The sequence below is a fragment of the Acidovorax sacchari genome, assembly GCF_042847045.1.
GTDB classification, from domain to species: Bacteria; Pseudomonadota; Gammaproteobacteria; order Burkholderiales; family Burkholderiaceae_C; genus Paracidovorax; species Paracidovorax sacchari.
In genome coordinates, this window is the sequence record NZ_AP035783.1 from 4,070,310 (window position 1) to 4,095,615 (window position 25,306).

Genomic DNA, 25,306 nt, shown 5'->3' on the forward strand with positions numbered 1-25,306 from the left:
CACCGGATCGCATGGCGTTCCGACCGGCTCAAGTCAAGATGAGTCGGGCAAACGCCTCTACATCCTCAACTCTGCCAGCAAATCGCTGGTCGTCGCCGCCTCCAGCAGTGCGCGCGTGTAGGGCTGCTGCGGCCGGTCGAAGATGTCGGCCACGCTGCCTTCTTCGATGATGCGGCCGTTCGCCATCACGACGATGCGGTCGGCGATCTCGGACACCACGGCCAGGTTGTGCGAGATGAAAAGGCAGCCGAAGCCGCGCTCGGCCTGCAGGCGCCTGAAAAGCTCCAGCACCTGCTTCTGGATGGTCATGTCCAGGGCCGACACAGGCTCGTCGGCCACCACGAAGGCGGGCTTGCGCACCAAGGCGCGCGCGATCGCCACGCGCTGGCGCTGGCCGCCCGAGAGCGCATGCGGAAAGCGCTCGCCAAAACCCGCCAGGCCCACCTCGGCCAGCATGGCATCCACCGTGGCCTGCAGCGCGTCGCGCGTGAGCGGCGGGCCGTGGCGCAGCGGCTCGGCCACGATGTCGCGCACGCGCTGCCGTGGATCCAGCGAAGAATACGGGTCCTGGAACACCAGCTGGCAGGCCAGGCGGAATTCGCGCCGGCCCGCGGCAGGGGCCCCGCCCGGCGGCGTGCCACGAAAGTACACTTCGCCGCCCGCGATGGGCAGCAGGCCGATCATCGCGCGGCCCAGCGTGGTCTTGCCCGAGCCCGATCCGCCCACCACCGCCACCACCTCGCCCGGCTGGATGGCCAGCGACACCCCGCGCACCGCCAGCTGGGGCACGGACTTGGACAGCCAGCCCTGGCGAGTGCCCGGAAAGCTCACCTGCACATCCTTCGCCTCGATCAGCGGCGCCTGCGCCGGCCGCGCAGGGCGCGGGGCGCTGCGCTGGGGCAAAGCATCGATCAGGCTCTTCGTGTAGGCCTGGCGCGGTGCGGTGAGCACGCTGCGCACGGGGCCGGCCTCGACAAGGCGGCCCTTTTCCAGCACCACCACGGACTGCGCATAGCGGGCCACCAGCCCCAGGTCGTGCGTGATGAGCAGCACGGCCGTGCCCTCGGTGCGCGTGAGTTCGGCCATGATCTCCATGACCTCGCGCTGGCTCAGCGAATCGAGCGCCGTGGTGGGCTCGTCGGCGATCAGCAGGCGCGGCTTGAGCAGCATGACCGAGGCCAGCATGATGCGCTGGCGCATGCCACCCGAGAATTGGTGCGGGTAGGAGGCCAGGCAGCGCTCGGGATTGGCGATCTGCACGCGGCGCAGCATGGCGATGGCGCGCTCGCGTGCCTGGGCCGTGGTCACCCTCTCGTGCAGGCGCAGGCCCTCGAACAACTGCTCGGCAATGGTCATGGCCGGGTTGAGCGATACCATGGGCTCCTGGAACACCATGCCCACATCGCAGCCGCGCAGCGCACGCAGCGACCGGGCCGGCAGCGTGCCCACGTCGCGGCCCTGGAGCAGCACGCGGCCGCCGCTCTGGCGCACCTGGGGCGGCAGCAGGCCGAGCACGGCACGCCCCGCCATGGTCTTGCCGCTGCCCGATTCGCCCACCAGGGCCACCACGCCGCCGGCAGGCACATCGAAGGAGACGGCATCGAGCAGCGGGCGCTCCAGCGGGCCGTGCACGGTGAGTTCGCGCACGGACAGCAGCGGCGGCGGGTTCTTCTCGGTCGTCGTCATGTCGTTTCTTTCCGCCGCGGTAGGAATGGAGGGGCGCATCAGTGGTGCTCCATGCGCGGGTCGAGCCAGTCGCGCAGCGCATCGCCCAACAGGTTCACGCCGAGCAGGGTGATGGCGATGCAGGCGCCGGGCGCAATGCCCAGCCAGGCGGCGGTCTCGATGTAGGGCCGGCCCGAGGCCAGCATGTTGCCCCAGGTGGGCGCTGGCGGCGGAACGCCCAGGCCCAGGAAGCTGAGCGCGCTCTCGGCCAGGATGACCCAGCCGAACATCGACGTGGCCAGCACCACCAGGGGCGCCACGCAGTTGGGCAGGATGTGCGCGAACACCGTGCGCAGGCCCGAGTTGCCGATCACCTCCGAGGCCTCGATGTACTCCTTCTCGCGCAGCGAGAGTACCGAGCCGCGCACCACGCGCACCGCCGTGGGCGCATAGGCCAGGCCCAGCGCGACGATGATGCCCCACTGGTTGGCGCCCACGATGACCATCACCCCCAAGGCCAGCAAAATGCCGGGAAAGGCCAGTAGGGCATCGTTGAAGACCATCAGCACCCGGTCGAGCCAGCCGCGGAAGTAGCCGGCCACCAGGCCGATCACCACGCCCAGCACCAGGGCCAGGGCCACCGTGAGCGCGGCCACCACCAGGCTGGTGCCCGCTCCGGCCATCAGGCGCGAAAGGATGTCGCGGCCGAACTCGTCGGTACCCAGCAGGTAGGCGCCCGAGGGTGGCTGCAGACGCTGGCGCAAGGCCACCCGCATGGGGTTGTAGGGCGTCCAGACAATGGACAGCAGCGCCATGGCCCCGACCAGGCCGACCAGCAGGCCGCCGGCCAGGGCATTGGCGCGCAGGCGTTTCATCAAGCGCTGGATCATCATGATGCGGACACCCGGGGATCGAACAAGGGGTAGCACAGGTCCACCACGAGGTTGACCAGCACGTAGATGGCGGCCATGAACAGCAGGCAGCCCTGCACGACGGGGTAGTCGCGCGCGAAGATCGCATCCACCAGCAGGCGGCCCAGGCCGGGCAGCGTGAACACCGTCTCCAGCACGGCGATGCCGCCCAGCAGGTTGCCCAGCACCAGGCCGATCATGGTCCAGGTGGGAGCGAAGGCGTTGGGCAGCACATGGCGCAGCAGCACGCGGCGCTCGGCCAGACCCTTGGCACGCGCATGCGTCACGTACTCCAGGCGCAGCACCTCCACGGCGCTGGCGCGCGCCATGCGGGTGAGGATGCCCAGCTCGATCAGCGCCAGCGTGATGGTCGGCAGGATGAGGAAGCTGAGTGCCGAGCGCCAGTCCTCGCTGAAGGGCACGTAGCCCACCACCGGCACCAGCCCGAGCTTGAGCCCGACGAAGAGCAGCAGCAGCAATCCCAGCCAGAAGCTCGGCATGGACAGGAAGAAGGTGGCGGCGGCCACCACCATGGTGTCGAGCACGCTGTTCTGCTTCCACGCGGCCAGCAGGCCCGCGGGCACGGCCAGCAGCGCGGCCAGGGCCACGGCCACGAGCACGATGGCAGCGCTCACCTGGAAGCGCTCGAGCAGCAGCGGCAGCACGGCCTCCCCGCTGGTGATGGAATGGCCCAGGTCGCCCTGCAGCACCCGGCCGAGCCAGAGCGTGAACTGCACGGGGATGGGCCGGTCGAGACCGAACTGCGCATGCAGGTCGGCCAGTTGCCCGGGCGTGGCGCTGTCCCCCAGGATGAGCAGCGCCGGATCGCCCGGCACCAGGCGCATGAGCACGAAGACCATCAGGCTCACGAGGAACAGGGTGGGCAGCGTCCACAGCAGGCGCCGGCCCAGATAGGCAGGAAAGGAAGAACCCATGGCGGTTGTCATTGGATCGACGGTTCAGCTACGCCATGCCCATCACGGCGCACGCAGCGACACGCCCCATGCACGCGGCGTGCCCAGTGCCCAGCCCTTGTAGCCCTTGGCATACGAACGGGCAGCGCTGGTGTTCACGGCCGAATACATGAAGACCGCGGGCACGTCTTCGCGCATGCGGGCTTCGAGCTTGTCGAACAGCGCCTGGCGCTGGGCCGTGTCGGTGATTTCCATGCTCCTGGCGATCAGTTCATAGGCCTGCGGGTCGTCCCACACCTTGCGCGGCTGCCTGTCCTTGGGGCCCGTGACCATCTCGTACGACAGGGCGGGGTCCATCCGTGCCGAGAAGGTGAACGCCATGGCCTGGTAGTTGCCCTTGTTGTAGCGATCCAGCAGCGTGGCCCAGTCGAGCACCTCGACCTCGGCCTTGATGCCGGCTTCCTGCACCATGGCCTGGGTCAGCACGGCGATGTTGAAGACGCTGTTGTAGCGCTTGGTGGCCAGGATCTTGATGGTTTCACCCTTGTAGCCGGCCTCGGCCAGCAGCTTCCTGGACTGCGCCAGGTTGCGCGCGGGCACCGCGGCCTGCGGCTGCTTGTAGAAGGCACTGGGCGTGGGCACGATCGAGCGGCTCGGCGGCGCATTGCCCGAGGTGACGGTGGCCACCAGCTCGGGCATGTCCAACGCCAGCGCAATGGCGCGGCGGATGCGCGCGTCCTTGAGCAGCGGGTCGCGCGTCTGGAACAGCAGGCCCTGCACGTTCATGGAGGCCTGGGTTTCCATGAGGATGTCCTTGCGACCCTTGTACTCGGCCATGTCCTCGTCGTTGATGTCGTAGTTCAGGTCGATACCGCCCGAGAACAGCGCGGCCTTGGCCGCCGAGGCATCGGGGATGACGATGAAGCGCACCTTGGGCGTCTCGGCGATCCTGGCGCCGGTGTTGCCGTCGCGCGGGCCGGGCAGTGCGGCATAGGCGTCGTTGCGCAAGAGCTCGATGTACTGGCCGCGCTTCCACTCGCCCAGCTTGTAGGGACCGGTGGCCACGGGCTCGCGCCACTTGCCATCGGCGTCGAGCGAACTGCGGTGGTAGATGCCGGTGCCACCGCAGTCCACGCGCGCCAGCGTGACCAGGAACAGGGCCGAGGGCTTGTCCAGCGTATAGACCACGGTGGCCGCGTCGGGCGCCTCCACCTTGACCACCTTGGCCAGGCCGCGCCCGTCGAACTCGGCCAGGCAGCGCCAGTTGTTGGCCGGTGCCATGTAGCGGTTCCAGGCGAAGAGGACGTCGTCGGCCGTCAGCGGCGCGCCGTTGTGGAACTTGACGCCCTGGCGCAGCTTGAAGGTGTAGGTCTTGCCGTCGGCCGAGGTGCTGACCGACCGGGCCAGCAGCGGCGCCACGGAGGCATCCTCGCGGTAGGCCACCAGGCCTTCGACCACGTGCATCATCACCGCGTCGGTATTGTTGTCGCGGTTGATGCCGGGATCGGTGGAGCGGATGTCGGCGTTCAGGCGGATGCGCAGCGTGTCGGGCTGCGGCTGGGCCTGGGCGACGGAGCACAGGCCGGCCAGCAAGGCCAGCCCGCTGGACAGCCAGCGCGAGGGGGCGACAGTCATCTCGGGGTCCTTTCTTCGTGGGGCAGGCAGGTACGGGGCAGCGTCAGGCCGGCGCCAGCTCACGCTCCAGGTCCAGGCTGTAGGCCTGGAAGCTGCGGCTGAGCGCGGGCAGCATGGCCACTTCCATCTCGCCCAGGGCGGGCTCCATCACCACCATGGCCACGGTGGCCGACAGGTTGCTGCTGCTGTTGGGGCGCGGCGGGCGGCACACCGACCAGGGCGACTGGAAGTCGTCGAACAGCGCGGCCTTGATGTGCTCGCACGTCAGCGCGCCGATGTGCGGCTCCACCAGCGCGCGCACGCGCAGGTCGCGGTACAGCGAGTCGGGGGTGTTCACGACGCCCATGTCCCGGACCTTGCCCAGCGCGACAGGGCTCTGGAAGTGGTTGGCATGCACGATGACGCCACGCTCGGGGTGGATTTGGAAGGTCTCGTCGGGCGCGCACTCGAAGTCGATGGCAACGCCGGTCGCGTGCGAGACCATCACGTTGTTGGAGGCCGACTTGGGTGTGCAGTAGACGATGCGCATGGCCAGGGCCAGTTGCACCTGCTCCAGGGCCTTGCGGCGAAGCAACGCGAGGGGGACGCCGAGCTGGCGGTAGTCACGGTCGGACTCCAGGTAGTTGGCGGTGATGGAAATGCCCGCAGCATTCATGCCCGAACGGGCCAGGCCACCGGCCTCGGTGAAGGTCAGGATGTCGGGGCCGTCCTCGCGCAGCACGCGCAGCACGATGGCCGTTTCGGCGCACTCGGCCTTCCAGTCCCAGTTCTGGGCATGGATCACGCGTCCCGAGGCGGTTGCCCCGGGCATGGCGACCACGCCGGTGCAACCATCGGGATCGATCTGCGCGGGCTGGCCCTTGCGGCGGCGGTCGGCGAGCTTCAGGATCTCGGTACGGGCATTGAGCATCACCACGGCTTCATACGAGACCCCGGCGCCTTCGGCGATGCCACGCATCTCATCGAGGTAGGCCGCCTCGAAGGCCTCGATGGTGGGCTCGAAGGTCTTTACCAGCGTGCCGATCTCGGGCCAGCCGAGTTTGCTGGCTTCGAGCTGGGAGGAGTAATGTGCGATGCCCCGCAGGATGCGGGCCTTGGCCTGTTCGCCATACTGGCGGCCCCGCTCGCGCGGTGCGCCGCTGATCTCGATCAGGGGGCAGGAGGGAATGGGCTGGTCGGTGCCCCAGGGAAAGGTCTGGTCCATGGCGATGAGTGGAGTGAGCGATCGGGCGATCGATGAGCAAATTGTATTTTGTATAATAAAAAACATCAATATTTTCCAACCATGGTTTCTACCCCCCTGCATCTCGAGCTGGCAGACCGCATCAGCCGCCTCATCCACGAGGACGGCCTGACGGTGGGCGCGCGGCTCAATGAGAACCAGCTCGCCGAGCGCCTGGGCGTCTCGCGCACTCCCGTGCGCGCCGCGCTCGACCACCTGGCGCAACAGGGCTTCACCGAGCGCAAGCCGCACCGCGGCGTGGAGCTGCTGCGCGTGCCGCCCCTGCCCTCGGCCGCACGCGAGCCGGCCGAAGACAGCGACCAGTTGCTGCGCCGCATCGCCTTCGACCGCCAGCGCGGCAACCTGGGCGAGTACGTGTCGGAAAAGGAACTGATGGAGGCCTACGGCCTGGCGCGCCCCGCCATCCGCAACGCACTGGAACGCCTGGCCGACCTGGGCGCCATCGAGCCCAAGCTGGGCTACGGCTGGCGCTTCTCCACCGGGGCCTGGGACGCCAGCGTTCGCCATGAAAGCTACCGCTACCGCATGGTGATCGAGCCCGCGGCCATCCGGGAGCCCGGCTTTGCGCTGCCGCAGGCCTGGGCGGAGGACATGCGCCACCAGCACGAGGAGTTCCTGCGCCATCTGACGGAGGACTCGTCGAGCATCGCCTTCTTCGAGATGAATGCGGCCTTCCACGAAGGGGTTGCCGCCGCTTCGGGCAACCGCTTCTTCCACATGGACATCCAGCGCCAGAACCGGCTGCGCCGCCTGTCCAACTACGACTGGAAGTACGGCCGCGAGCGCATGGAGGTGAACTGCCGGGAGCACCTGGAGATGCTGGACCGCATGCAGGCCGGCGACCAGGAACTGGCTGCCTTGCTGATGCTGCGCCACCTCGACGTGGCCAGCCGCCTGAGGCCACCGGCAAAGACCTGAGGGCGGGAACCCCCATGTCGTGTGTCGCGTTGTGAATTGATTTTTGTTTTAACAAAAAACATAATAACGGGGATCGCAACTTTTACCGGAAGCCCCCATGAGCTCTGCCCCGCACTCCTGCGCACCCGACGACACCGCCTTCTGGCTTCCCTTCACCGCCCAGCGCCAGTTCCAGCAGCAGCCCATGCTGTTCACCGCTGCACACGGCATGCACTACACCGCCAGCGACGGCCGCCAGGTGCTGGACGCCATGGCGGGCCTGTGGTGCTGCAATGCGGGCCACGGGCAGCCGCGCATCACCGAGGCGATCCGCGAGGCGGCGGGCCGCATGGACTTCGTGTCGTCGTTCAAGATGAGCCACCCGGCCGCCTTCACGCTGGCCCGGCGCATTGCCGATCTGGCGCCCGAGGGCATGGACCATGTCTTCTTCACCAACTCGGGTTCGGAGGCGGTGGACACGGCGCTCAAAATCGCCCGCGCATACCACCAGGCGCGCGGCGACGCGCGCCGCACCCTGCTGGTGGGCCGCGCCAAGGGCTACCACGGCATGGGATTCGGCGGCCTCTCGGTGGCAGGCCTCGGGCGCCACAAGCGCGATTTCGGCCCGCTGCTGCCCGACACCGCCCACCTGCCCCTGCCCTACGATGCCGACGCCCGCTTCTCGCGCGGCCTGCCCGCCACGGGCGCGCACTACGCCGATGCACTGGAGCAGCTGTTCGTGGTGCACGACCCGGCCACCATCGCGGCGGTGATCGTCGAGCCCGTCACCGGCTCGGGCGGCGTGTACCCGCCGCCCGTGGGTTACCTGCAGCGCCTGCGCGAGCTGTGCACGCAGCACGGCATCCTGCTGATCTTCGACGAGGTGATCACCGGCTTCTCGCGCGTGGGCGCGCCGTTCGCGGCCCAGGCCTTCGGCGTCACGCCCGACCTGATGTCCTGCGCCAAGGGCATGACCAACGGGGCCGTGCCCATGGGCGGGGTGATCGTGGGCAACAGCGTGTACGAGGCCTTCATGCAGGGGTCGGCCAATGGAATCGAGCTGTTCCACGGCTACACCTACTCGGCCCACCCGCTGGCCTGCGCAGCCGGCCTGGCCACGCTGGACGTGCACGAAGAGCTGGGCCTGGCCGCGCGCGTGCATGCCATCGCCCCGGCATGGCAGGCCGCGTTGCATGGCCTGCGCGATGCCCCGCACGTGGTGGACGTGCGCAACATCGGCCTGCTGGGCGCCGTGGAACTGGCGCCGCGTGCGGATGCCGCAGGCGCGCGCGGCCAGGCCGTGCACCTGGCCTGCTTCGAGGCCGGCGTGCTGTTGCGCAACTCGGGCGATACGCTGGTGCTTTCGCCTCCGCTGGTGATCAGCGAGGCGCAGATCGGCGAGATGGCCGGCAGCATCCGAACGGCCCTGCAGAGCATCTCCTGAGCACCATGCAGGTACATGGCACGACATGCCGCAGACATCGCGCAGAAAGTGTCAGCGAGTGTAGGCACCCACGGACTCGCAAAGTCGTGCGCGTTGGGTCTTCAGGCCTTCGGCAGGACGCGCGATGAATCCGCCGGGCTACAGCGTGAAACAAAAACCATGCTCTGGTGGGGTGAGTGCCGCTCGGCCCTGGTGCAAATAATTTTCCTTTGTACCCAGCGTGCGGTCCGATGCGTTGCAACGAACGATGCAACAGGACGGATTGCCGCCGCCCCCTTCACTCAGCTACCCAAGGATTTCCATGAATGCTCTTGCCATGACCCGCCGCGCCGCGGCCCTTGCCCTGACCGCCTGCCTGGCCGCCTGCGGAGGCGGAGGCGGCGGGGGAGACGTCTTTGGAGGCGGCGGCGGAGGCGTGGACGGTGGCGGCGGTGGAAACGGCGGCGGGGGCGGCAATGGCGGTGGCGGCACCACGCCTCCCCCCCTGGTCACCGGCCAGTACATCGCCCAGCCCGCAGCCTCCGGCGCTGCGCTGCTGGCCGCCATGAACGACCAGGGCTCGCGCGGCTATGCCTACCTGTCGGCCATGGTGACGGGCAGCGCGCAGAACGACTTCTATGTGACCGACACCGCGCACAGCAGCTCGCGGCTGACCTATGAAACGGTGGCGCAGGCCGACTCGGGCGATGGGCTGGTGGCCCAGCTCAACCAGCAGGGCGCACGCGGCTTCGCCTTCAAGGGGCCCTACATGTCCGGCGACGGCCCGGGCATCAGCCTGCTCACGGTGCGCGACGCGGCGCGCGGCGCCACTTATTCCTACGAGCGGCAGGCCATCTCCGGCAGCCTGGGCAGCGATGCCTTCCAGGCCCAGTTGAACGCCGAGGGCGCACGGGGCTACCGGCTGGTCGGCCCGATCGGCGCGGGCCAGGACAGCTTCAACCTCTACGCCAAGGACTCCAGCGCCACCACCTATTCCTACACCGTGATCCCCGTGTCCGGCTCCGGCGGCATGGCCAGCGGCGACGCGTTGCGCCAGCGGCTGAACGAACAGGGCGCGCAGGGTGGGTTCTACCTGGGCGCGTTCTCGCTGCAGGGTGGCGCCATCGGGCAGGTCTTCGAGAAGAGCTCGGCGCAGAGCGGCGCCGTCGAATACGACCTGAGCGCGGTCAGCCTGCAGCAGACGGCGGACCAGAAGCTGGCCGCGATGAACCAGCGTGCCGCGCAAGGCTTCTTCTTCGTGAGCGACCTCTCGACCGACGACAGCAGCACCTACACGCTGTCGGCGCGCAACGCGGCCAGCCTGCGCAGTCCGCTGGTCGGCGTCGCCTTCCCGAATTGAGGCAACGCCTGCCCCGGGGGGCGACTCCCTGGCCGAAGCACATGCCGGCCGGGATTCCACCGCAGGCGCATCAGTGGCCCGCCACCGCCATGTTGGATGACCGATGCCCTGCGGGAAACCCCCGCGAGCGGGCCGACCAGGCCACCAGCCATCCGGCCGACAACAACGCCAGGACAGCCCAGGGGAGCGAAGCCACCCCTTGGGTTTCCAATAGGACGCCGCCCAGCAGGCCTCCACCGGCAATCGCGCCATTCCAGGCCACCACGTTCATCGACAGCGCCACATCGGCGCCGTCGCCGGCGGTATCGGCCAGAGCCGTCTGCAGCAACGTGGCAGCGAGACCGAACACCAGCAGGACCTTGTCCACCCGGGCTGCCAGGCCGGCGGACGCCACGAACGGTGCCACATAGGTGTAGAGGATGTTGTGGGCCAGCATCCATGCGACCACGACGCCCAGCACCGGGCGCACGCCCGGGGTGGTGAAGACCCGGCGCAGCGGCATCGGTTCGCGGCCTGACTGGCCCGGATAGTCGGGCACCTTCGCCTGCACCCATACGATCAGCGCCAACGTGAGCAGCGACATGATGCCGAATGCCGTCCGCCAGCCTGCGACAGCCCCGAGCCAGGTTCCCAGCGGGACCCCGAGCGAGAGCGCGACCGGCGTTCCCACCATGGCGATGGCCATGGCGCGTCCCTGCTGGTGCGGCTCGACCATCCGGCGCGCGTAGCCCGCCAGCAGGCTCCAGGCCAGCCCAGCCGCCGTGCCGGCGAAAAAGCGGGATACCAGCGTCAGCCAGTAGTTCGCGGACAGTGCCGTGACGGAGTTGAAGACCAGGAACCCCACGATGGTCAGCAGCAGCACGTTGCGACGCCGCCAGCCGCGTGTCGCGATGGTCAGGGGAATGGCCGCCAGCAGCGATCCCAGGGCATAGGCCGTGACCATCTGCCCCGCGAACGACTGGGACACGCCCAATCCTTCACCGATCTGCGGCAACAGGCCCGCCGGCAGGGTCTCGGTCACGATGCAGATGAAGCCGGTCATGGCCAGGGCCAGCAAGGCCGCGAGCGGCAGTCGCTCGGCATCGGCGGGGCGCGTGGCGCCCTTGCGGGGAGGAAGGGTCGTTTCGGTCATCGCATTACTTTCATATCGATTGGTATAAATGTATCGAGGCCTTGAACCGCTTGTCAACGACTTTTGTATCGACTAGTATTTATCTATTCCCTCAAGGAGTTCCCCATGGCGCAAATGGGCCGCCCCCGCAGCTTCGACCGTGACGAGGCCATCCAGCAGGCCATGCACCTCTTCTGGGAGCATGGCTACGAATCCACCTCGCTGGCCCAGCTCAAGGCCGGCATCGGCGGCGGCATCACGGCCCCCAGCTTCTATGCGGCGTTCGGCTCCAAGGAGGCGCTGTTCAAGGAGGTCGTGGCGCGCTACCTGGCCACGCACGGGCGTGTGGAGGAAAGCCTGTGGGACGACAGCGTTCCGGCACGCCAGGCCATCGAGCTGACCTTGCGCCGCTCCGCCAAGATGCAGAGCGAACGCGGCCACCCCAAGGGTTGCCTGATGGTTCTGTCAGCCGCCGTCTGTTCGCCGGAACATGCCCACGTGCAGGAACTGCTGGCCAAGGCACGCGCCCGTACCCGCAAGGGTATCGCCGCCTGCATCGAGCGCGCGGTGCAGTCGGGCGAGCTGCCGGCCGGTACCGACGTGCGCGCGCTGGCGATGGTGTTCGGGAGCTTTCTGGTCGGCCTGTCCACACTGGCGCGGGACGGCGTGGCCCCGGCAGCCCTCGACAGCGCGGTGACCGGCATCATGCAGGTCTGGGACGCGGCCGCTCAACGCGCCGAGGCCTCGTGACGGCGTTGCATCAACCCCTGCGCGTGATCCGCTCGATCGCGTCGTAGATCTCGTTCTCTGCATCCACGGGATCCACCTCCCCCGCCAGCGCCGCGAAGGACACCGCTTCGGCCACCCCCAGCATGGCGCGCATGGCGGCCGGCTTCAGGGGCTTCTTCGCGAAAGGCGCGAGCGCGCGGCGGCATTTGTCCATGAAGAGGGTTTCATGCTCCTTCTTCAGGGCCTCCAGTTCCGGTGAGCCCGTCAGCGCCGCGCTCACTCCCGGCATCTCCCGGCCCATGGTCATGACACAGCCGACGTAGCTCGCGGCGATGACCTGGGCGACCGCGGGAAGTGTCCTGGCGCAGGCCGCGAGGGCCTCGTCCAGCAGTGCGTGTTGCCTGCCGTCGTACTCCTCGTAGAGCGCGGCCAGCAAACCGTTGCGCGTCCCGAAATGGTCATAGACGACGGGCTTGGTCACGCCCGCGCGCTCGGCCAGAAAGCCCAGCGTGAGCGCATCGCTGCCTTCGCTGCGAACGATGGACCATGCGACGTCCAGCAGCTGGCGCTGCCGGGCCTCCTTGGGCAGGCGCCGCTTGATCGCACGGCCCGTGTCCGGCGTGGTCGAATGGCCTGGCATCGATAACCTACCAAAAGTAATTTAAAGCGATAACATACGAATGGTAGCTTAACCCCGACACGAGGATGCCCATGCACGCCCTCATCGTCGCCAGTCACCCCGATCCCCGTTCGCTCACCCACGCTGTCGCGCACGCGTTCGCGCAAGGCGTCGAAGAGACTGGCCAGCACACCACCGAGCTGGCAGACCTGGCGGCAGAGGGGTTCCAGCCCGCATTCAATCCGGCGGACCGGGCCGCGTTCCTGTCGAAGGCCTCCGTTCCGCCCGACGTGCAGCGCGAACAGGAGCGCATCGACCGGTCCGATGCGCTGGTGCTGGTCTACCCGGTCTACTGGTGGTCGTTCCCAGGGCAGCTCAAGGGTTGGATCGACCGGGTTTTCTCCAACGGGTGGGCCTACTCGGAAACGCCGGAAGGCGCCATCGAGAAGCGGCTCGGGCGCCTTGCCGTCCACCTGCTCGGGATCGGCGCCGCCGACGAGGGAACGTATGCGCGGCACGGCTACGACAAGGCGCTGCGCACCCAGATCGACCACGGCATCTTCGATTACTGCGGAGCCAGGGTGGTCAACTCCACGATCCTGTATGGCATCGACAGCGCGAGCACTGCATCCCACATCGCCACGGCGCGTGAACGGGGTCGCAACGCGTTCGCGCCGCAAGGCGCAGGTGGCGCATAGTGCAGCGACCGCCTACCGTCCCCCGGCAGGCGCCTTCTTCATCCGGTCTTCATTGGTCGAGCTGCGTGCGCCCTTGAGATGCATCTCGACATCGGCGCCCTTCGTGCCCACCTGGGCGACGGCATCTCTCAACTGGCTCTCGGTCGTGTCCAGTTCCCGGACCCATCGCGCGACGGAATCGGGATCATCGAGGTTCACGAGGTCGGGCTGGCCTGCGGATGACTGCATATTCACTCCTGGTCTGGTTGGCGGCATGGCGAAAACCAAGAGTAAGTGGCCCCGTGTACCCCCGCTGTAGGCCGATGCACCATCAGGCAAGGCAGACAGGGCCGTGCAACGGCTACGCCCCTGCGGGCACCGCCTGCACCTCCAGCCATTCCGCGAATGTCTCCAGGGCCGGGAATGGCGGGCCGTCACGCTTCGAGCACAGGAAGTAGCCACGCCCGCAGGACACCTCGATGTCGAACGGCATCACCAGCTCGCCGCCCGACAGTTCGCGCTCCACCAGGCACGCCGGCACGACGGCAACCCCCATCCCGGCCTTCGCCGCGATGATCAGGTGCATCGTCAGGTCGAACCCCGGCCCGAGCCGCGGCGTGCACGGCGCACCCGCCCTGGCGAACCAGCGCTCCCAATTGTCGGGAAAGTTGGTGTGGTGGAGCAAGGTGGCGGCCTGCAGGTCCTGCGGATCGCGGTACCGCTGGCGCAGGCCCGGCGCGCACACCGCGACGAACTCCCGGCCCAGCAGGTAGCGGGTCCGGACATGCGCGGGCCATCTGCGCTGGGGCCGCTTCACTTCGATCCACAGGTCCACGTCGTCCCGCGTGAAATCCTCGTCGTGCTTGAACTGGCGCAGTTCGATCTCGATACCCGGGTGGTCCGCCCTGAACGCGGGCATCCTGGGCATGAGCCACTGGATGCCCAGCGTGGGGATCACGCTCAGCCGTACGCGTTGCGGCGAAGCCGAGCGCCCCATCGTCTCCGCGGCGGACTCCAGCGCGAGCACATGCCGCTCCGTGAGCTTGCGCAGCTCCGCCCCTCTCGCCGTCAGGTTGACGCCCGTCGCGTAGCGTTCGAAAAGCCGCTCTCCCTGCAGATGTTCCTCCAGGCGCTGCACTGCGCGGCTCACGGCCGCGGGCGTCACGCACAGCGCATCGGCTGCGCGGCGAAAACTGCCGTGCCGGCAGACGGCCAGGAAGGCATGCAGCTCCACCAGCGACGGAGAATGGATCTTCATGGCAGGCGATTACACCATGTCAACACCCCGGGCGAATTTGTCGTTTGTCCGCCGTACCCGGTTTTCTTAACCTCGCGGCTTCTTCACCGAGGTACCACATGCAGATCAAGCGACGCGATTTCATGGGCATGGCAGCAGCAGCGACGGCAGCGGGGAGCATGGCGCCGCTGTCTTCCGCGCATGCGCAGTCCACCTATCCCCACAAGCCCATCACGCTCGTGGTGCCGTTCGCGCCCGGTGGATCCGTGGACAATTCGGGCCGGCTGATGGCGGACCGCCTGAGCCGCGAACTGGGCGTGCCGGTCGTCGTGGACAACAAGGGCGGCGCGGGCGGCACGATGGGCTCCGTCTATGTGGCGAGGGCAAAGCCCGACGGCTACACGCTGATCGTGACGTCGCAGAGCACGCACGTGGTCAACCCGGCCGTCAACGCCAGCCTGCCCTACGACGCGGTGAAGGACTTCGCACCCATCACGCTGATCGACCGGCTCGCCAACGTGCTGCTGGTGAACGCCGACCTGCCGGTACGCTCGTTCGCCGACCTGGTGAAGTACGCACAGGCCCACCCGGGATCGCTGAACTACGCGAGCGCCGGCACCGGCTCGGTTTCCCACCTGAGCATGGAGCTCCTGAAGAGCCAGGCGAAGATGCCGATGACGCACATCCCGTACCGCGGCGCCGGAGTCGCGGTGACCGACCTCATCGCCGGCCAGGTGCAGGTCACCTGGAACAACCTGTCGTCCAACCTGGCGAACATCCGCGCCGGCAAGCTGCGCGCCCTGGCCGTGGCTTCTCCGCAGCGGGTGCCGCAGCTTCCCGACGTGCCGACCTTCTCCGAACTGAAGCTGCCGGACCTGAACCTGACGTCCTGGACGGGGCTGGCCGCGCCCGCCAGGACTCCGGACGCGATCATCCAGAAGCTCTACCAGACCATGCGGAAGGTGCTGCAGGACCCCGCGACCCGCCGCGTATGGGAGGACAAGGGCATGATGGTGCCGGAGGACGTGAAGCCGCAGGCCTACCAGGCCGAAATCGCCGAGCGCATCCAGTTCTACCAGCGCATCGCCAAAGCCAACAACATCGTTCTCGAATGACCCGATCCCCAGACCCACGCGCCTACACGCGCATCGACCAGCTGCTGCCCTATGAACAGGAACTGGTCGCCGTGCGGCGGCACCTGCACCAGCACCCGGAGCTCGCGTTCGCGGAGCATGCGACGTCCGACTTCATCGCGGGCAAGCTCACCGAGTGGGGATACGAGGTCACCCGGGGCATCGGCGGTACGGGCCTGGTCGGCAGCCTCCGCCATGGCGAGGGCACGAAGACGCTCGGCATCCGGGCGGACATGGATGCCCTGCCGATCCAGGAGGCGACGGGCGCTCCGCATGCCAGCTGCATCCCCGGGCGGATGCACGCCTGCGGCCACGACGGCCACATGACCATGCTGCTGGGCGCGGCGAAGTACCTGGCCCGGCACCGCAACTTCTCCGGCACGCTGCACCTGATCTTCCAGCCCGCCGAGGAGCGCGGCTTCGACAGCGGCGGCAAGGCGATGGTCGAGGACGGGCTGTTCGAGCGGTTTCCCTGCGACGCGGTGTATGCCATCCACAACCATCCGGGCGCGGCGCCGGGGCGCTTCCTCGTGCGCAAGGGGCCGTTCATGGCGGCAGGCGACCGGGTGTTCATCCAGGTGATCGGCCTCGGCGGGCACGCGGCCAGGCCGCACCTGGCGGTCGATCCGGTGGTGGCGGCGTCCGCCATCGTCATGGGCCTGCAGACGGTGGTGGCACGCAATGTCGATCCGTCGGAGCCCGCGGTGGTCACCGTGGGCCGCCTGCGTGCGGGGGACGCGCTGAACGTCATCCCTGCGGAGGCGGAGATCGGCATCAGCGTGCGGTCGTTCTCGACGGAGGTGCGCGCGCTGCTCAGGGAACGCATCACCGCGCTCGTCACGGGCACGGCAGAGGCGCACGGGTGCCGGGCGGAAATCGATTATGTCGAAGGCTACCCGGTGGTCGAAAACGATGCCGGGGCCGTCGATCTCGCCGCGCAGGTGGCCACGGACCTGGTCGGGCCGGAGGCGGTGGACGCAGAGTTCCCGCGGCTCATGGGCAGCGAGGATTTCGCGTACATGCTGCAGCGCTGCCCGGGCGCGCTCGTGCGCATCGGCAACGGCCCTGCGGAGGGCGGGCGCGGCCTGCACAACCCCGGGTATGACTTCAACGACGGCATCCTGCCCTATGGGGCGGCCTTCTGGTGCCAGTTGGCGGAGCGGTTCCTGCAATGAGCCCGGGCGCCATCACGCGCCCGGAGTCCCGGCCTACTTCAGCCGCGGCTGCACGATGATCTTCACCGCCGATTCATTGTTGTGGATCAGCGTGTCGAACCCCTTCGCCACAAGATCTTCCAGCTGGATGCGCTGGGTAATGAAGGGCTCCAGGTTGATCTTCCCCTGCTCGACGAGTTTGATGGTTTCCTGGTGGTCGTTGCAGTAGGCGATGGTGCCGCGCACGTCCAGTTCCTTCATCACCACGCTGTGCACATTGATGGTGGCCGGATGGCTCCAGATGGAAACGATCACCACCACGCCCGTGGGCCTGGTCACGGCCACGAGGGTGTCGAGCACCTTGTTGACGCTGGAGCATTCGAACGCCACGTCCACGCCCTGGTCGCCGGTGAGCCGCATCACCTCGGCCACCACGTCCACCTCGGAAGGGTCGAGGATGTGGTCGGCCACGCCGGATTCGCGCGCCTTCTGTTTCCGTTTGGCACTCAGCTCGGTGACGATCACCGTGAGGCCCTTGGCCTTCAGGATGGCGGACAGCAGCAGGCCGATGGGGCCGGCCCCACCCACCAGCGCCACGTCGCCGGCCTTCGCACCGCTGCGGGTGTAGGCATGGTGGCCCACCGAGAGCGGCTCGATCAGCGCGGCCTGGTCCAACGGAATCGCGTCGGAGATGGGATGCACCCAGCGGCGCTGGACGGCGATCCGCTCGGACAGGCCGCCGCCGCGCCCGCCCAGGCCGATGAAGTTCATGTTCTTCGACAGGTGGTAGTGGTCGCCCGGGCCCGTGGGCACGTCGTTGGCCACGATGTACGGCTCCACCACGACGTGCTGGCCGACCCGGATGTCTGTCACCCCTTCGCCCACGGCATAGACCACGCCGGAGAATTCGTGGCCCATGGTGACGGGCGCCGATTCGCCCGAGATGGGATGCGGGTGGCCGCAGGGCGGGATGAAGATCGGCCCTTCCATGAACTCGTGCAGGTCGGTGCCGCAGATGCCGCACCAGGCCACCTCGATGCCGACGGTGCCGGGCTCCACCACGGGTTCGGGAATGTCTTCGATGCGGATATCGCCACGGTCGTAGAAACGTGCTGCTTTCATGATTCAACTTTCTGATAGGTCAGGTGGGGGGGCAGGACGGCACACCGCCGTCCATCTTGATCCGGTGGGCGCATGGGCCCTTGCTCTAGCTCAAGTGGTGCACTTCCTGCAGGCCATAGACCTGCACGGGCAGGCCTTCCTGGCGCGCCTTGAGCTGCAGCGCCAGGTACAGCGAGTAGTGGCGCGACTGGTGCAGGTTGCCGCCGTGGAACCACAGCGCCTCCTGCTGGGTGGGCTTCCACATGTTGCGCTGCTCGCCTTCCCACGGCCCCGGGTCCTTGGTGGTGTCGGAGCCCAGGCCCCAGACCTTGCCCACCTTGTCCGCCACTTCCTGGCTGATCAGGTCGGCCACCCAGCCGTTCATCGAGCCATAGCCGGTTGCATAGACCACCAGGTCCGCCGGCAATTCGGTGCCATCCTCCAGCACCACCGCGTTTTCCGAGAGGTGGCTGATCTCCTTGCCCGCCTGGAGCTTGATGCTGCCGTCGATCACCAGGTCGCAGGCCCCCACGTCGATGTAGTAGCCCGATGCGCGGCGCAGGTACTTCATGAACAGGCCCGAGTCGTCATCGCCGAAGTCCAGCATGAAGCCGGTCGCTTCGAGTTGGCGGTAGAACTCCGCGTCGCGCTCGCGGATGCGGTCGTACACCGGCACCTGGAAGTCGGCCATGATGCGGTAGGGCAGCGAGGCGAAGGTGAGGTCCGCCTTCCTGGTAGTCATGCCGCTGGCCACGGCGCGCTCCGAATACAGGTCGCCCAGGCCGATTTCCATCAGCGAATCGGAGCGCACGATGTGCGTGGACGAGCGCTGCACCATGGTCACGTCGGCGCCGTGCTCCCACAGGGCCGCGCAGATGTCGTGCGCGGAATTGTTGGCACCGATCACCACCACCTTCTTGCCCGCGTAGGCGTCCGGGCCGGGGTGCTGCGACGAGTGCTGCTGCTCTCCCTGGAAGACGTCCTGGCCCCGGATCCTGGGCACGTTGGCCTTGCCCGACATGCCGGTGGCGAACACCAGGTGCTTCGGGCGCAGTACCAGTGTGTCTCCATCGCGCTCCACGGTGACTTCCCACTCCTGGGTGTCTTCGTCGAAACTGGCGTTCAGGCAGGTGGTGGACGGCCAGTAGTTCACCTCCATCACCCGGGTGTACATCTCCAGCCAGTCGCCGATCTTGTCCTTGGGCGCGAACACGGGCCAGTTGTCCGGGAAGGGCAGGTACGGCAGGTGGTCGTACCAGACGGGATCGTGCAGGCACAGCGACTTGTAGCGATTGCGCCATTGGTCGCCCGGTCGCGCATGGCGGTCGATGACGATGTGCGACACCCCCAGCTGGCGCAGCCGCGCGCCCAGCGCGATGCCGCCCTGCCCCCCGCCGATGACCAGCACGAAGGGCTGCTTCTCGCGGCCCAGCTCCTCGGCCTCCTGCCGGCGGCGCTCCAGCCAGGTCTGGCGGCCGCGCCGGATGCCGTGCTCGGCCCCCATCGGGCGGCGCGTGCCCATGGGTTCCTCATGCCCCTTCAGTTCCTGGGCGGCCGTGAGCAGCGTCCAGATGCGCCCGTCGCGGATGCGCACGTGGCCGCCACCGCGCGCGTGCCGCGTGTCGATCACGATCCAGGCGGACACCACGCCATCGGCCTCCTCCACGGTCTCGCGCTCGTCCAGCGACAGGCGCACGGGCGTGGCGGCATCCAGCTGCGCGGCGAGCATGCCGGCGATCTGGCCCTGCCCTTCCAGGGTCTTGATGTTCCAGGTGAGCAGCACGAGGTCGCGCCAGTAGCACTCCCCGGCGAACAGGCGGCTCGCGGCCGCGAAGTCGCGGTCCGCCAGAGCGCGGTTGAGTCGGTCGAGCAGCGCCTGGGCGCGGGCTGCAGCCGTCGTATCGGTCATCGTTGTCTCCTTGGTGGGTGGTCATGCCCGCTGGTTTTTTGTCCGGGCGGTACGGCTCAAGGCAACCGCCATGCCAGCGGTGCCGGGCCCTGCCGGACTGCACCGGATGCCAGGCAAATCAACGGGTTGGCAGCGCACCCCTGGTACAAACCCCTTGCACCCTGTCCTGCCGGCGGTGGCTGCCGCACGCGACAGGCGGCGCACCGTGCGACACCTGTCGCACCACGCGTGCTGCGGCGCAGCAGTTGCAATGGGTAAATCTCGATGGGCGGGGCACGGCCCCGGGCACACAATCCCCACGGCACGTTCCAAGACCGCATCGACTCCACGCCATGCCTCTGCAGTCCTACGCCTCGCACGTCCAGGAAATCGAAGCCTTCGGCTCGGGCTATCCCACGGGCAGCCAGGACCGCGACCGCGCCGTGCTGCGCAGCTGGCGCCGCTGCATCGACCACCACCGGCTCGATCCGGCGCAGACCAGCGAGGCCCACATCGTTCCCGATGGCGAACTGCGCGCGCACCGCGAAGAATCCGGGCCGCTGATCCACATCGCCCGCCATGGCCTGGAGCGCCTGTACCAGCAGCTCAAGGGCCTGGACTACGTACTGCTGCTGGCGGACCGGCACGGCGTGGCGGTGGACTTCCTCGGGCACGAGGCCGACACCGGCGACCTGCGCCGCGCAGGCCTGTACCTGGGCGCGCAGTGGCGCGAGGAACACTCGGGCACTTCGGCCGTGGGCGCCTGCCTGGAAACGGGCGAGGCGCTGACCGTGCACCAGAGCGACCATTTCGATTTCACGCACACCCGCCTGTCCTGCACCGCCGCGCCCATCTACGACCTGCGCGGCGAACTGGCGGCGGTGCTCGACCTGTCGCTGCTGCGCTCCCCCGCCGAGCGCGCCAGCCAGAACCTGGCGCTCAACCTCGTCGTGGCCGCGGCGCGGCGCGTGGAGAACGCCAACCTGATGGCGCAATCCGGCCAGGACTGGGTGGTGCGGCTCGCGCAGTCGCCCGATTTCCTCGATGTCGATCCCGACGCCTCCATCAGCGTGGATGCGCGCGGCCGCATCCGCGCCATGACCCATGCGGGCGCCCGCCTGCTCACGGCCGCCGCGCAGCTGGACTGGCGCCAGCGCCGCACGCTCATCGGGCAGCCGCTGGAACGATTTTTCGACGTGGACCTGCGCCACCTGCCCGAGCTGCGCCGCCACCGCCCGGCGCAGGAACGCATCGTCCGCGCCCGGGACGGCAGCATCCTCTTCGCCCATGCCATGGAGCCGCAGCGCCGCACGCGCCACCTGAGCGCGCAGGCCACGCAGGCCGATCCGCCGCTGCCTGCAGCGCTGCAGGCGCTGGACACGGGCGATGCGGCACTGCAGGCGCTGCTGCGCAAGGCGGCCCGGCTCGCGCCGCAGACGCTGCCCATCCTGCTGCAGGGGGAAACTGGCGCAGGCAAGGAATACCTGGCCCGCGCGCTGCATGCCGCCAGCGGCCGCAGCGGCGCCTTCGTCGCCATCAACTGCGCGGCCATTCCCGAGGCACTGCTGGAAAGCGAACTGTTCGGCTACCTGCCCGGCACCTGGACCGGCGCAGCCGCCAGGGGCCGCGAGGGCCTGATTGCCGCGGCGCACGAGGGCACGCTGTTCCTCGACGAGATCGGCGACATGCCGCCGGCCCTGCAGGCCAAATTGCTGCGGGTGCTGTCCGAATCCGAAATCACCCCCCTGGGTGCCCGTGCGCCGCGGACGGTGTCCGTGCGCTGCATCTCGGCCTCCCACCGGCCACTGGCCGAACTGGTGCGGCGCGGCGGCTTCCGCGAGGACCTGCTCTACCGCCTCAACGCCGCCGAACTGCAGCTGCCTGCGCTGCGCCAGCGCAGCGACCTGCAGGTGATCGCCGACCGGATGCTGGCCGCGCTGGGCGGCCACCTGCACCTGGGCGACGCGGCCCGCGCCGCGCTGGCCGCGCACTCCTGGCCCGGCAACCTGCGCGAGCTGCACAACGCGCTGCGCTACGCCGCAGCCCTGTGCGGGGAGGATGGCGACGGCACCATCGGGCCCGAACACCTGCCCGATGCGCTGCGCGGCGCGCCGCCCGGCACCGCCCTGGCGGACGGCGCCGCCGGCGAACCCGCTGCACAGGCGCTGGAGCAACTGCTGGCGCAATGCCAGGGCAACGTCTCCGAGGCCGCGCGCCGGCTCGGCGTCAGCCGCTCCACCATCCACCGCCGCATCCAGCAACTGCAGCTGGGCGTGCGGCAAGCCCGCTGGCGCTGAGCTGCAGCGAAGCCGTTCTGGCGAGGCGTCGCATCGGGCAGTGCGCGTGGTTGTGGTCGTGCCAGGCGCGCTCAGGGCTTCCAGTCGCGGAGGTTGCAGACCGTCCTGGTGCCCGGCCCCATGTCCTTGACCGCGCCAGCGCCAGGGGCCGGTTGGCAAGCCCGGGTCGATTGCTCGTTGTCCATGGCCGTGGAGCGCGCCCACACGGCAACCAGGCCGGAGTTCTCTATGGTCTGGTTGCACCCCTCGAGTGCATGGAAGGCATGAATGGCGTTGCGCTCGAAGTAGGTCAGCCATTCGGCGTTCGGATCGGTATCGGCGAACCACTTCTTCCACCGCTCCGCCGAGCCGTCGATCTCGACGGTCCAGCCCGCGTCGCCGCGTTTCTGGTGGAACTGGTCGCTGTCCCAGTGCATCACCATGTACTTGTTCTGGTCGATGCATTGCGGCTTGGTCAGCGTCGCGTAGATCTCCTGGGGATGGTGATAGTGGTAGGGGTACGTCGTATTGAACAACTGGACCGTCATGCCGATCTCTGCACCCACGGTTTCCCCATCGATCTGTTTGATGCGCAGGTTGCCCCAGGGGCCCATGACCTCCGCGTAGAGATAGCCGCCGCGGAAGCGGTCGCTTCCCGCCGCCTTGTTGTCCGCATAGAACGGAATCCAGCCCACCGATGACCACAGGGTCGGCAGTCCCTTGATGCTGACGTCCCTGGCCCAGTGGACGGTCGTGTCCGTGCGGGACGTGATGGCGACGAAGTTCTCGTTGAGCTCCAGACCGGCCTTGCCCACTTCGCCGCCCATCTTCCTGTAGAAGTCCGTGAGCAAGGGGCGGTCGAGCCACCTGGCGGTGGCCGACAGGTTCCTCGTCTGCTCGCTGGGCGTGTACAAGGGGAATTCCTTGTAGCTCTTCTGCGTGTCGAAGCACGCCCTGGCCTTCTCCGGCTCCGCCAGCACGGCCTTCAGGTGCTTGGCCATCAGCTCCATGTCGCGGTACTTGAGCACGCACCGCGTCTGCGCTTTGCCGGTCCGCGAGTCATAGGTCTGCACGGTCGCCTGCGCGGAGTCCTTGCATTGGCCGGTCGGCGTCTCGATGGTCTTCAGGAACTGGCCCAGGTAGGTGAGCGACTCGTTCCAGAACTGGTCCACCAGCCGCTGCTCTTCGGGCGTGTACTTCAGGGGCACCACGTCGTCCTGGCACTTGAAGTCGGCCGCGAAGGCCTGGGTGGATGCGAATACGCTGCCCACGACGCAGCACACGATGCTTTTTTTGTTCATGTTGTCTCCTCGGAAACCTACAAGGAAGGCAGAAGGCGGTCACGCCTCGCCGCTGAACGGATACTCCGTCCGGAATCAGGAATCGACGTTGACGATGACCCGGCCACGCACCCTTCCGTCCAGCAGCGCGGGCGCGGTGGCGATGACCTCGGAAAGGCCGATCTCCCTGGCGATGTGCGGGATCTTGCCGAGATCCAGGTCGGTCGCCAGACGGTTCCATGCCGCGATCCGCTCTTCGCGGGGGCACATGACGCTGTCGATTCCTGCCAGCGTCACGCCGCGCAGGATGAACGGGGCGACCGATGCCGGCAGGTCCATGCCCCCGGCCAGGCCGCACGCGGTCACCACGCCGCGGTACCTGGTAGCCGCACAGACATTGGCGAGCGTGTGGGAGCCCACGACATCGACGGCCCCTGCCCAGCGCTCCTTCTGCAGCGGGCGCCCGGGTGCCGTGAATTCGGCCCGATCCAGTACGGTGCTCGCCCCGAGTTCCATGATGTACGGGGCCTCGCCCATGCGGCCGGTCACGCCGGCCACCTGGTAGCCGAGCCTGGCGAGTATGGCGACGGCGAAGCTGCCGACCCCGCCAGCCGCGCCGGTCACCACGATCTCGCCTCTGTCAGGTGTCACGCCGTGGCGTTCCAGCGCCATGACGCAGAGCATGGCCGTGTAGCCCGCCGTGCCGACGGCCATGGCGTCGCGCGCAGAGAAAGCCGTGGGCAGCGGCACGAGCCAGTCGGCATCGACGCGGGCGCGCTGCGCCAGGCCGCCCCAGTGGCGTTCGCCCACGCCCCAGCCATTCAGGAGCACGGCATCTCCGGGCTGGTACATCGGGCTCCCGGATTCCTCGACCACGCCCACCAGGTCGATGCCCGGCACCATGGGGAAGGAACGGGCGATGGGAGCACGCCCGGTGATGGCCAGCGCGTCCTTGTAGTTGAGCGTGGAATGGCTCACGCGGACAGTCACGTTTGCACGCGGTAGCTGGCTGTCGTCGAGCTGCTTCACGCTTGCGCGATCAGGACCGGGGCCGTCTTCTATGACGACAGCGGAGAAATGTGGTGGCATGGTACTGGGCCCCATCGTTGGCGAAAGGTCGGAGAAAAACCGGATGCCGATGCATCAGCGGTGACGGAACACGGGGGCGCGCTTGGCCAGGAAAGCGTTCATGCCCTCCTTCTGGCCGTCGGTGGCGAAGGCGGCCTGGAACAGGCGGCGCTCGTGGAGCATGCCTTCGGTCAGGCCGACCTCCAGCGCGCGGTTGACGGCTTCCTTGGCCATGCGAACGGCCGGTGCGTTGTAGCCGGCGATGGTGTGGGCGGCCTCCAGCGCCGTCTGCAGCAGTTCGCCGGCCGGCACGATGCGCGCGACCATGCCGGCGGCCTTCGCTTCGGGTGCCGTCAGGCTGCGCCCCGTAAGAACCAGGTCCATGGCCAGGGCCTTGCCCACCGACTTCGTGAGACGCTGGGAGCCGCCGATGCCCGGCAGGATGCCGAGCTTGATCTCGGGCTGGCCGAAGTGCGCGTCCTCGGAGGCGATGATGAAGTCGCACATCATGGCGAGCTCGCAGCCGCCCCCCAGGGCATAGCCGCTCACCGCCGCGATGATCGGCTTGGAGACGCCGAGCAGCTCGTTCCACGCCGCGAAGATGTCGCGCGCCTGGAGTTCGGCGAGCGTCTTGTCGGCCATCTCCTCGATGTCGGCGCCCGCGGCGAAGGCGCGGGGGCTTCCGGTGATGACGATGGCGCCGATGTTGTCGTCCGCGTCGAAAGCCTTCAGGGCATGGACCACTTCGCGGGACATGCGCACGTTCAGCGCGTTGAGCGACTTCGGGCGGTTCAGGGTGATCAGGCCCACCCGATCGCGGCGTTCGACGAGGATGGTCTCGTACCGTGCAGCTGGCGCTTCCTGGAGTGCTGGAACGGCATCGGCGTGGGCATTGACGGCCGCGGCGGGAGCGCTCCTGGCGGGCGCTTGGGCGGAGGCCTTGGACAGAGTGGCGGTATTGGACATGCGGAGGTTCCTTCAGCGA

22 protein-coding genes are annotated in these 25,306 nt (G+C 68.3%); 8 read left to right on the forward strand and 14 right to left on the reverse strand.

Going from position 1 to position 25,306, the window contains the following annotated elements; all coding sequences use genetic code 11:
• Nucleotides 1-57: 57 nt before the first annotated feature.
• The 5 genes from ACGHC0_RS18030 to ACGHC0_RS18050 are packed head-to-tail and all read right to left on the reverse strand — an operon-like array spanning nucleotide 58 to nucleotide 6,329.
• Nucleotides 58-1,686 carry a dipeptide ABC transporter ATP-binding protein gene (locus ACGHC0_RS18030; RefSeq protein WP_415266364.1) on the reverse strand — a complete coding sequence of 543 codons (1,629 nt, stop codon included), beginning with the start codon at nucleotides 1,684-1,686 and terminating at the stop codon, nucleotides 58-60.
• A 38-nt stretch (nucleotides 1,687-1,724) separates the two neighbouring features.
• Nucleotides 1,725-2,540 carry an ABC transporter permease gene (locus ACGHC0_RS18035; RefSeq protein ID WP_368352279.1) on the reverse strand — a complete coding sequence of 272 codons (816 nt, stop codon included), beginning with the start codon at nucleotides 2,538-2,540 and terminating at the stop codon, nucleotides 1,725-1,727.
• A 14-nt stretch (nucleotides 2,541-2,554) separates the two neighbouring features.
• Nucleotides 2,555-3,511, reverse strand: a complete 957-nt coding sequence (locus tag ACGHC0_RS18040; RefSeq protein ID WP_368352280.1) for an ABC transporter permease — start codon at nucleotides 3,509-3,511, stop codon at nucleotides 2,555-2,557.
• 42 nt (nucleotides 3,512-3,553) lie between these two features.
• On the reverse strand, nucleotides 3,554-5,125 hold the full coding sequence (locus ACGHC0_RS18045; RefSeq protein ID WP_415266365.1) for an ABC transporter substrate-binding protein: 1,572 nt from the start codon (nucleotides 5,123-5,125) through the stop codon (nucleotides 3,554-3,556).
• 43 nt (nucleotides 5,126-5,168) lie between these two features.
• Nucleotides 5,169-6,329, reverse strand: coding sequence for a C45 family autoproteolytic acyltransferase/hydolase (locus ACGHC0_RS18050; protein WP_415266366.1), 1,161 nt, complete (start codon nucleotides 6,327-6,329; stop codon nucleotides 5,169-5,171).
• Nucleotides 6,330-6,410: 81 nt separating this feature from the next.
• On the opposite strand from ACGHC0_RS18050, the gene ACGHC0_RS18055 reads away from it, so the two are divergent.
• The 3 genes from ACGHC0_RS18055 to ACGHC0_RS18065 all read left to right on the forward strand — a co-directional run bounded on the left by ACGHC0_RS18055 (nucleotide 6,411) and on the right by ACGHC0_RS18065 (nucleotide 10,048).
• Entirely contained in the window at nucleotides 6,411-7,286 is an 876-nt protein-coding gene (locus ACGHC0_RS18055) for a GntR family transcriptional regulator (protein WP_368352283.1), read from the forward strand.
• Between the two features lie 97 nt (nucleotides 7,287-7,383).
• Nucleotides 7,384-8,709 carry an aminotransferase class III-fold pyridoxal phosphate-dependent enzyme gene (locus ACGHC0_RS18060; protein ID WP_415266367.1) on the forward strand — a complete coding sequence of 442 codons (1,326 nt, stop codon included), beginning with the start codon at nucleotides 7,384-7,386 and terminating at the stop codon, nucleotides 8,707-8,709.
• Between the two features lie 301 nt (nucleotides 8,710-9,010).
• Nucleotides 9,011-10,048 carry a hypothetical protein gene (locus tag ACGHC0_RS18065; protein ID WP_415266368.1) on the forward strand — a complete coding sequence of 346 codons (1,038 nt, stop codon included), beginning with the start codon at nucleotides 9,011-9,013 and terminating at the stop codon, nucleotides 10,046-10,048.
• A gap of 70 nt (nucleotides 10,049-10,118) precedes the next feature.
• On the opposite strand, the gene ACGHC0_RS18070 is transcribed toward ACGHC0_RS18065, so the two are convergent.
• Nucleotides 10,119-11,180 carry an MFS transporter gene (locus tag ACGHC0_RS18070; protein ID WP_415266369.1) on the reverse strand — a complete coding sequence of 354 codons (1,062 nt, stop codon included), beginning with the start codon at nucleotides 11,178-11,180 and terminating at the stop codon, nucleotides 10,119-10,121.
• 105 nt (nucleotides 11,181-11,285) lie between these two features.
• Between ACGHC0_RS18070 and ACGHC0_RS18075 the strand changes: the two genes are divergently transcribed.
• A complete protein-coding gene (locus ACGHC0_RS18075; protein ID WP_415266370.1) occupies nucleotides 11,286-11,909 on the forward strand; it encodes a TetR/AcrR family transcriptional regulator in 624 nt (207 codons plus the stop codon).
• A 10-nt stretch (nucleotides 11,910-11,919) separates the two neighbouring features.
• On the opposite strand, the gene ACGHC0_RS18080 is transcribed toward ACGHC0_RS18075, so the two are convergent.
• Complete coding sequence (locus ACGHC0_RS18080; RefSeq protein ID WP_415266371.1) at nucleotides 11,920-12,528, reverse strand: TetR/AcrR family transcriptional regulator; 609 nt, start codon at nucleotides 12,526-12,528, stop codon at nucleotides 11,920-11,922.
• A gap of 71 nt (nucleotides 12,529-12,599) precedes the next feature.
• On the opposite strand from ACGHC0_RS18080, the gene ACGHC0_RS18085 reads away from it, so the two are divergent.
• Nucleotides 12,600-13,205: an NAD(P)H-dependent oxidoreductase gene (locus tag ACGHC0_RS18085; protein WP_415266372.1), complete on the forward strand. Its 606-nt coding sequence runs from the start codon at nucleotides 12,600-12,602 to the stop codon at nucleotides 13,203-13,205.
• Between the two features lie 12 nt (nucleotides 13,206-13,217).
• Here the strand turns inward: ACGHC0_RS18085 and ACGHC0_RS18090 are convergent, their stop codons facing one another.
• Together ACGHC0_RS18090 and ACGHC0_RS18095 are read right to left on the reverse strand one after the other, a co-directional pair.
• A complete protein-coding gene (locus ACGHC0_RS18090) occupies nucleotides 13,218-13,433 on the reverse strand; it encodes a DUF3606 domain-containing protein (RefSeq protein WP_415266373.1) in 216 nt (71 codons plus the stop codon).
• A 112-nt stretch (nucleotides 13,434-13,545) separates the two neighbouring features.
• Nucleotides 13,546-14,442 (reverse strand): LysR substrate-binding domain-containing protein, encoded by an 897-nt coding sequence (locus tag ACGHC0_RS18095; RefSeq protein ID WP_415266374.1) that lies wholly within the window; start codon nucleotides 14,440-14,442, stop codon nucleotides 13,546-13,548.
• Nucleotides 14,443-14,540: 98 nt separating this feature from the next.
• On the opposite strand from ACGHC0_RS18095, the gene ACGHC0_RS18100 reads away from it, so the two are divergent.
• Both ACGHC0_RS18100 and ACGHC0_RS18105 read left to right on the forward strand, forming a co-directional pair.
• Nucleotides 14,541-15,536, forward strand: coding sequence for a Bug family tripartite tricarboxylate transporter substrate binding protein (locus ACGHC0_RS18100; protein WP_415266375.1), 996 nt, complete (start codon nucleotides 14,541-14,543; stop codon nucleotides 15,534-15,536).
• Nucleotides 15,533-16,729: a M20 aminoacylase family protein gene (locus ACGHC0_RS18105; protein WP_415266376.1), complete on the forward strand. Its 1,197-nt coding sequence runs from the start codon at nucleotides 15,533-15,535 to the stop codon at nucleotides 16,727-16,729. The genes ACGHC0_RS18100 and ACGHC0_RS18105 overlap by 4 nt, the downstream gene beginning before the upstream one ends.
• A gap of 33 nt (nucleotides 16,730-16,762) precedes the next feature.
• Here ACGHC0_RS18105 and ACGHC0_RS18110 read toward each other — a convergent pair whose 3' ends face one another.
• Both ACGHC0_RS18110 and ACGHC0_RS18115 read right to left on the reverse strand, forming a co-directional pair.
• Nucleotides 16,763-17,830 carry a 2,3-butanediol dehydrogenase gene (locus ACGHC0_RS18110; protein ID WP_415266377.1) on the reverse strand — a complete coding sequence of 356 codons (1,068 nt, stop codon included), beginning with the start codon at nucleotides 17,828-17,830 and terminating at the stop codon, nucleotides 16,763-16,765.
• Nucleotides 17,831-17,915: 85 nt separating this feature from the next.
• Complete coding sequence (locus ACGHC0_RS18115; RefSeq protein ID WP_415266378.1) at nucleotides 17,916-19,718, reverse strand: NAD(P)/FAD-dependent oxidoreductase; 1,803 nt, start codon at nucleotides 19,716-19,718, stop codon at nucleotides 17,916-17,918.
• A gap of 332 nt (nucleotides 19,719-20,050) precedes the next feature.
• On the opposite strand from ACGHC0_RS18115, the gene ACGHC0_RS18120 reads away from it, so the two are divergent.
• Nucleotides 20,051-21,994: a sigma-54-dependent Fis family transcriptional regulator gene (locus tag ACGHC0_RS18120; RefSeq protein WP_415266379.1), complete on the forward strand. Its 1,944-nt coding sequence runs from the start codon at nucleotides 20,051-20,053 to the stop codon at nucleotides 21,992-21,994.
• 71 nt (nucleotides 21,995-22,065) lie between these two features.
• Here ACGHC0_RS18120 and dddY read toward each other — a convergent pair whose 3' ends face one another.
• The 3 genes from dddY to ACGHC0_RS18135 all read right to left on the reverse strand — a co-directional run bounded on the left by dddY (nucleotide 22,066) and on the right by ACGHC0_RS18135 (nucleotide 25,287).
• Nucleotides 22,066-23,274, reverse strand: coding sequence for a dimethylsulfonioproprionate lyase DddY (gene dddY / locus ACGHC0_RS18125; RefSeq protein ID WP_415266380.1), 1,209 nt, complete (start codon nucleotides 23,272-23,274; stop codon nucleotides 22,066-22,068).
• A 75-nt stretch (nucleotides 23,275-23,349) separates the two neighbouring features.
• Complete coding sequence (locus tag ACGHC0_RS18130; RefSeq protein ID WP_368352298.1) at nucleotides 23,350-24,342, reverse strand: MDR family oxidoreductase; 993 nt, start codon at nucleotides 24,340-24,342, stop codon at nucleotides 23,350-23,352.
• A gap of 54 nt (nucleotides 24,343-24,396) precedes the next feature.
• A complete protein-coding gene (locus ACGHC0_RS18135; protein WP_368352299.1) occupies nucleotides 24,397-25,287 on the reverse strand; it encodes an enoyl-CoA hydratase-related protein in 891 nt (296 codons plus the stop codon).
• Nucleotides 25,288-25,306: the final 19 nt, after the last annotated feature.

Bases quoted from the DNA above. Each gene is read 5' to 3' on its own strand.
- ACGHC0_RS18030 (WP_415266364.1), bottom strand. From the start codon at position 1,686: ATGACGACGACCGAGAAGAACCCGCCGCCGCTGCTGTCCGTGCGCGAA.
- ACGHC0_RS18050 (WP_415266366.1), bottom strand. From the start codon at position 6,329: ATGGACCAGACCTTTCCCTGGGGCACCGACCAGCCCATTCCCTCCTGC.
- ACGHC0_RS18035 (WP_368352279.1), bottom strand. From the start codon at position 2,540: ATGAAACGCCTGCGCGCCAATGCCCTGGCCGGCGGCCTGCTGGTCGGC.
- ACGHC0_RS18040 (WP_368352280.1), bottom strand. From the start codon at position 3,511: ATGGGTTCTTCCTTTCCTGCCTATCTGGGCCGGCGCCTGCTGTGGACG.
- ACGHC0_RS18090 (WP_415266373.1), bottom strand. From the start codon at position 13,433: ATGCAGTCATCCGCAGGCCAGCCCGACCTCGTGAACCTCGATGATCCC.
- ACGHC0_RS18120 (WP_415266379.1), top strand. From the start codon at position 20,051: ATGCCTCTGCAGTCCTACGCCTCGCACGTCCAGGAAATCGAAGCCTTC.
- ACGHC0_RS18115 (WP_415266378.1), bottom strand. From the start codon at position 19,718: ATGACCGATACGACGGCTGCAGCCCGCGCCCAGGCGCTGCTCGACCGA.
- ACGHC0_RS18055 (WP_368352283.1), top strand. From the start codon at position 6,411: ATGGTTTCTACCCCCCTGCATCTCGAGCTGGCAGACCGCATCAGCCGC.
- ACGHC0_RS18045 (WP_415266365.1), bottom strand. From the start codon at position 5,125: ATGACTGTCGCCCCCTCGCGCTGGCTGTCCAGCGGGCTGGCCTTGCTG.
- ACGHC0_RS18070 (WP_415266369.1), bottom strand. From the start codon at position 11,180: ATGACCGAAACGACCCTTCCTCCCCGCAAGGGCGCCACGCGCCCCGCC.
- ACGHC0_RS18065 (WP_415266368.1), top strand. From the start codon at position 9,011: ATGAATGCTCTTGCCATGACCCGCCGCGCCGCGGCCCTTGCCCTGACC.
- ACGHC0_RS18085 (WP_415266372.1), top strand. From the start codon at position 12,600: ATGCACGCCCTCATCGTCGCCAGTCACCCCGATCCCCGTTCGCTCACC.
- ACGHC0_RS18110 (WP_415266377.1), bottom strand. From the start codon at position 17,830: ATGAAAGCAGCACGTTTCTACGACCGTGGCGATATCCGCATCGAAGAC.
- dddY (WP_415266380.1), bottom strand. From the start codon at position 23,274: ATGAACAAAAAAAGCATCGTGTGCTGCGTCGTGGGCAGCGTATTCGCA.
- ACGHC0_RS18100 (WP_415266375.1), top strand. From the start codon at position 14,541: ATGCAGATCAAGCGACGCGATTTCATGGGCATGGCAGCAGCAGCGACG.
- ACGHC0_RS18095 (WP_415266374.1), bottom strand. From the start codon at position 14,442: ATGAAGATCCATTCTCCGTCGCTGGTGGAGCTGCATGCCTTCCTGGCC.
- ACGHC0_RS18080 (WP_415266371.1), bottom strand. From the start codon at position 12,528: ATGCCAGGCCATTCGACCACGCCGGACACGGGCCGTGCGATCAAGCGG.
- ACGHC0_RS18075 (WP_415266370.1), top strand. From the start codon at position 11,286: ATGGCGCAAATGGGCCGCCCCCGCAGCTTCGACCGTGACGAGGCCATC.
- ACGHC0_RS18135 (WP_368352299.1), bottom strand. From the start codon at position 25,287: ATGTCCAATACCGCCACTCTGTCCAAGGCCTCCGCCCAAGCGCCCGCC.
- ACGHC0_RS18130 (WP_368352298.1), bottom strand. From the start codon at position 24,342: ATGCCACCACATTTCTCCGCTGTCGTCATAGAAGACGGCCCCGGTCCT.
- ACGHC0_RS18060 (WP_415266367.1), top strand. From the start codon at position 7,384: ATGAGCTCTGCCCCGCACTCCTGCGCACCCGACGACACCGCCTTCTGG.
- ACGHC0_RS18105 (WP_415266376.1), top strand. From the start codon at position 15,533: ATGACCCGATCCCCAGACCCACGCGCCTACACGCGCATCGACCAGCTG.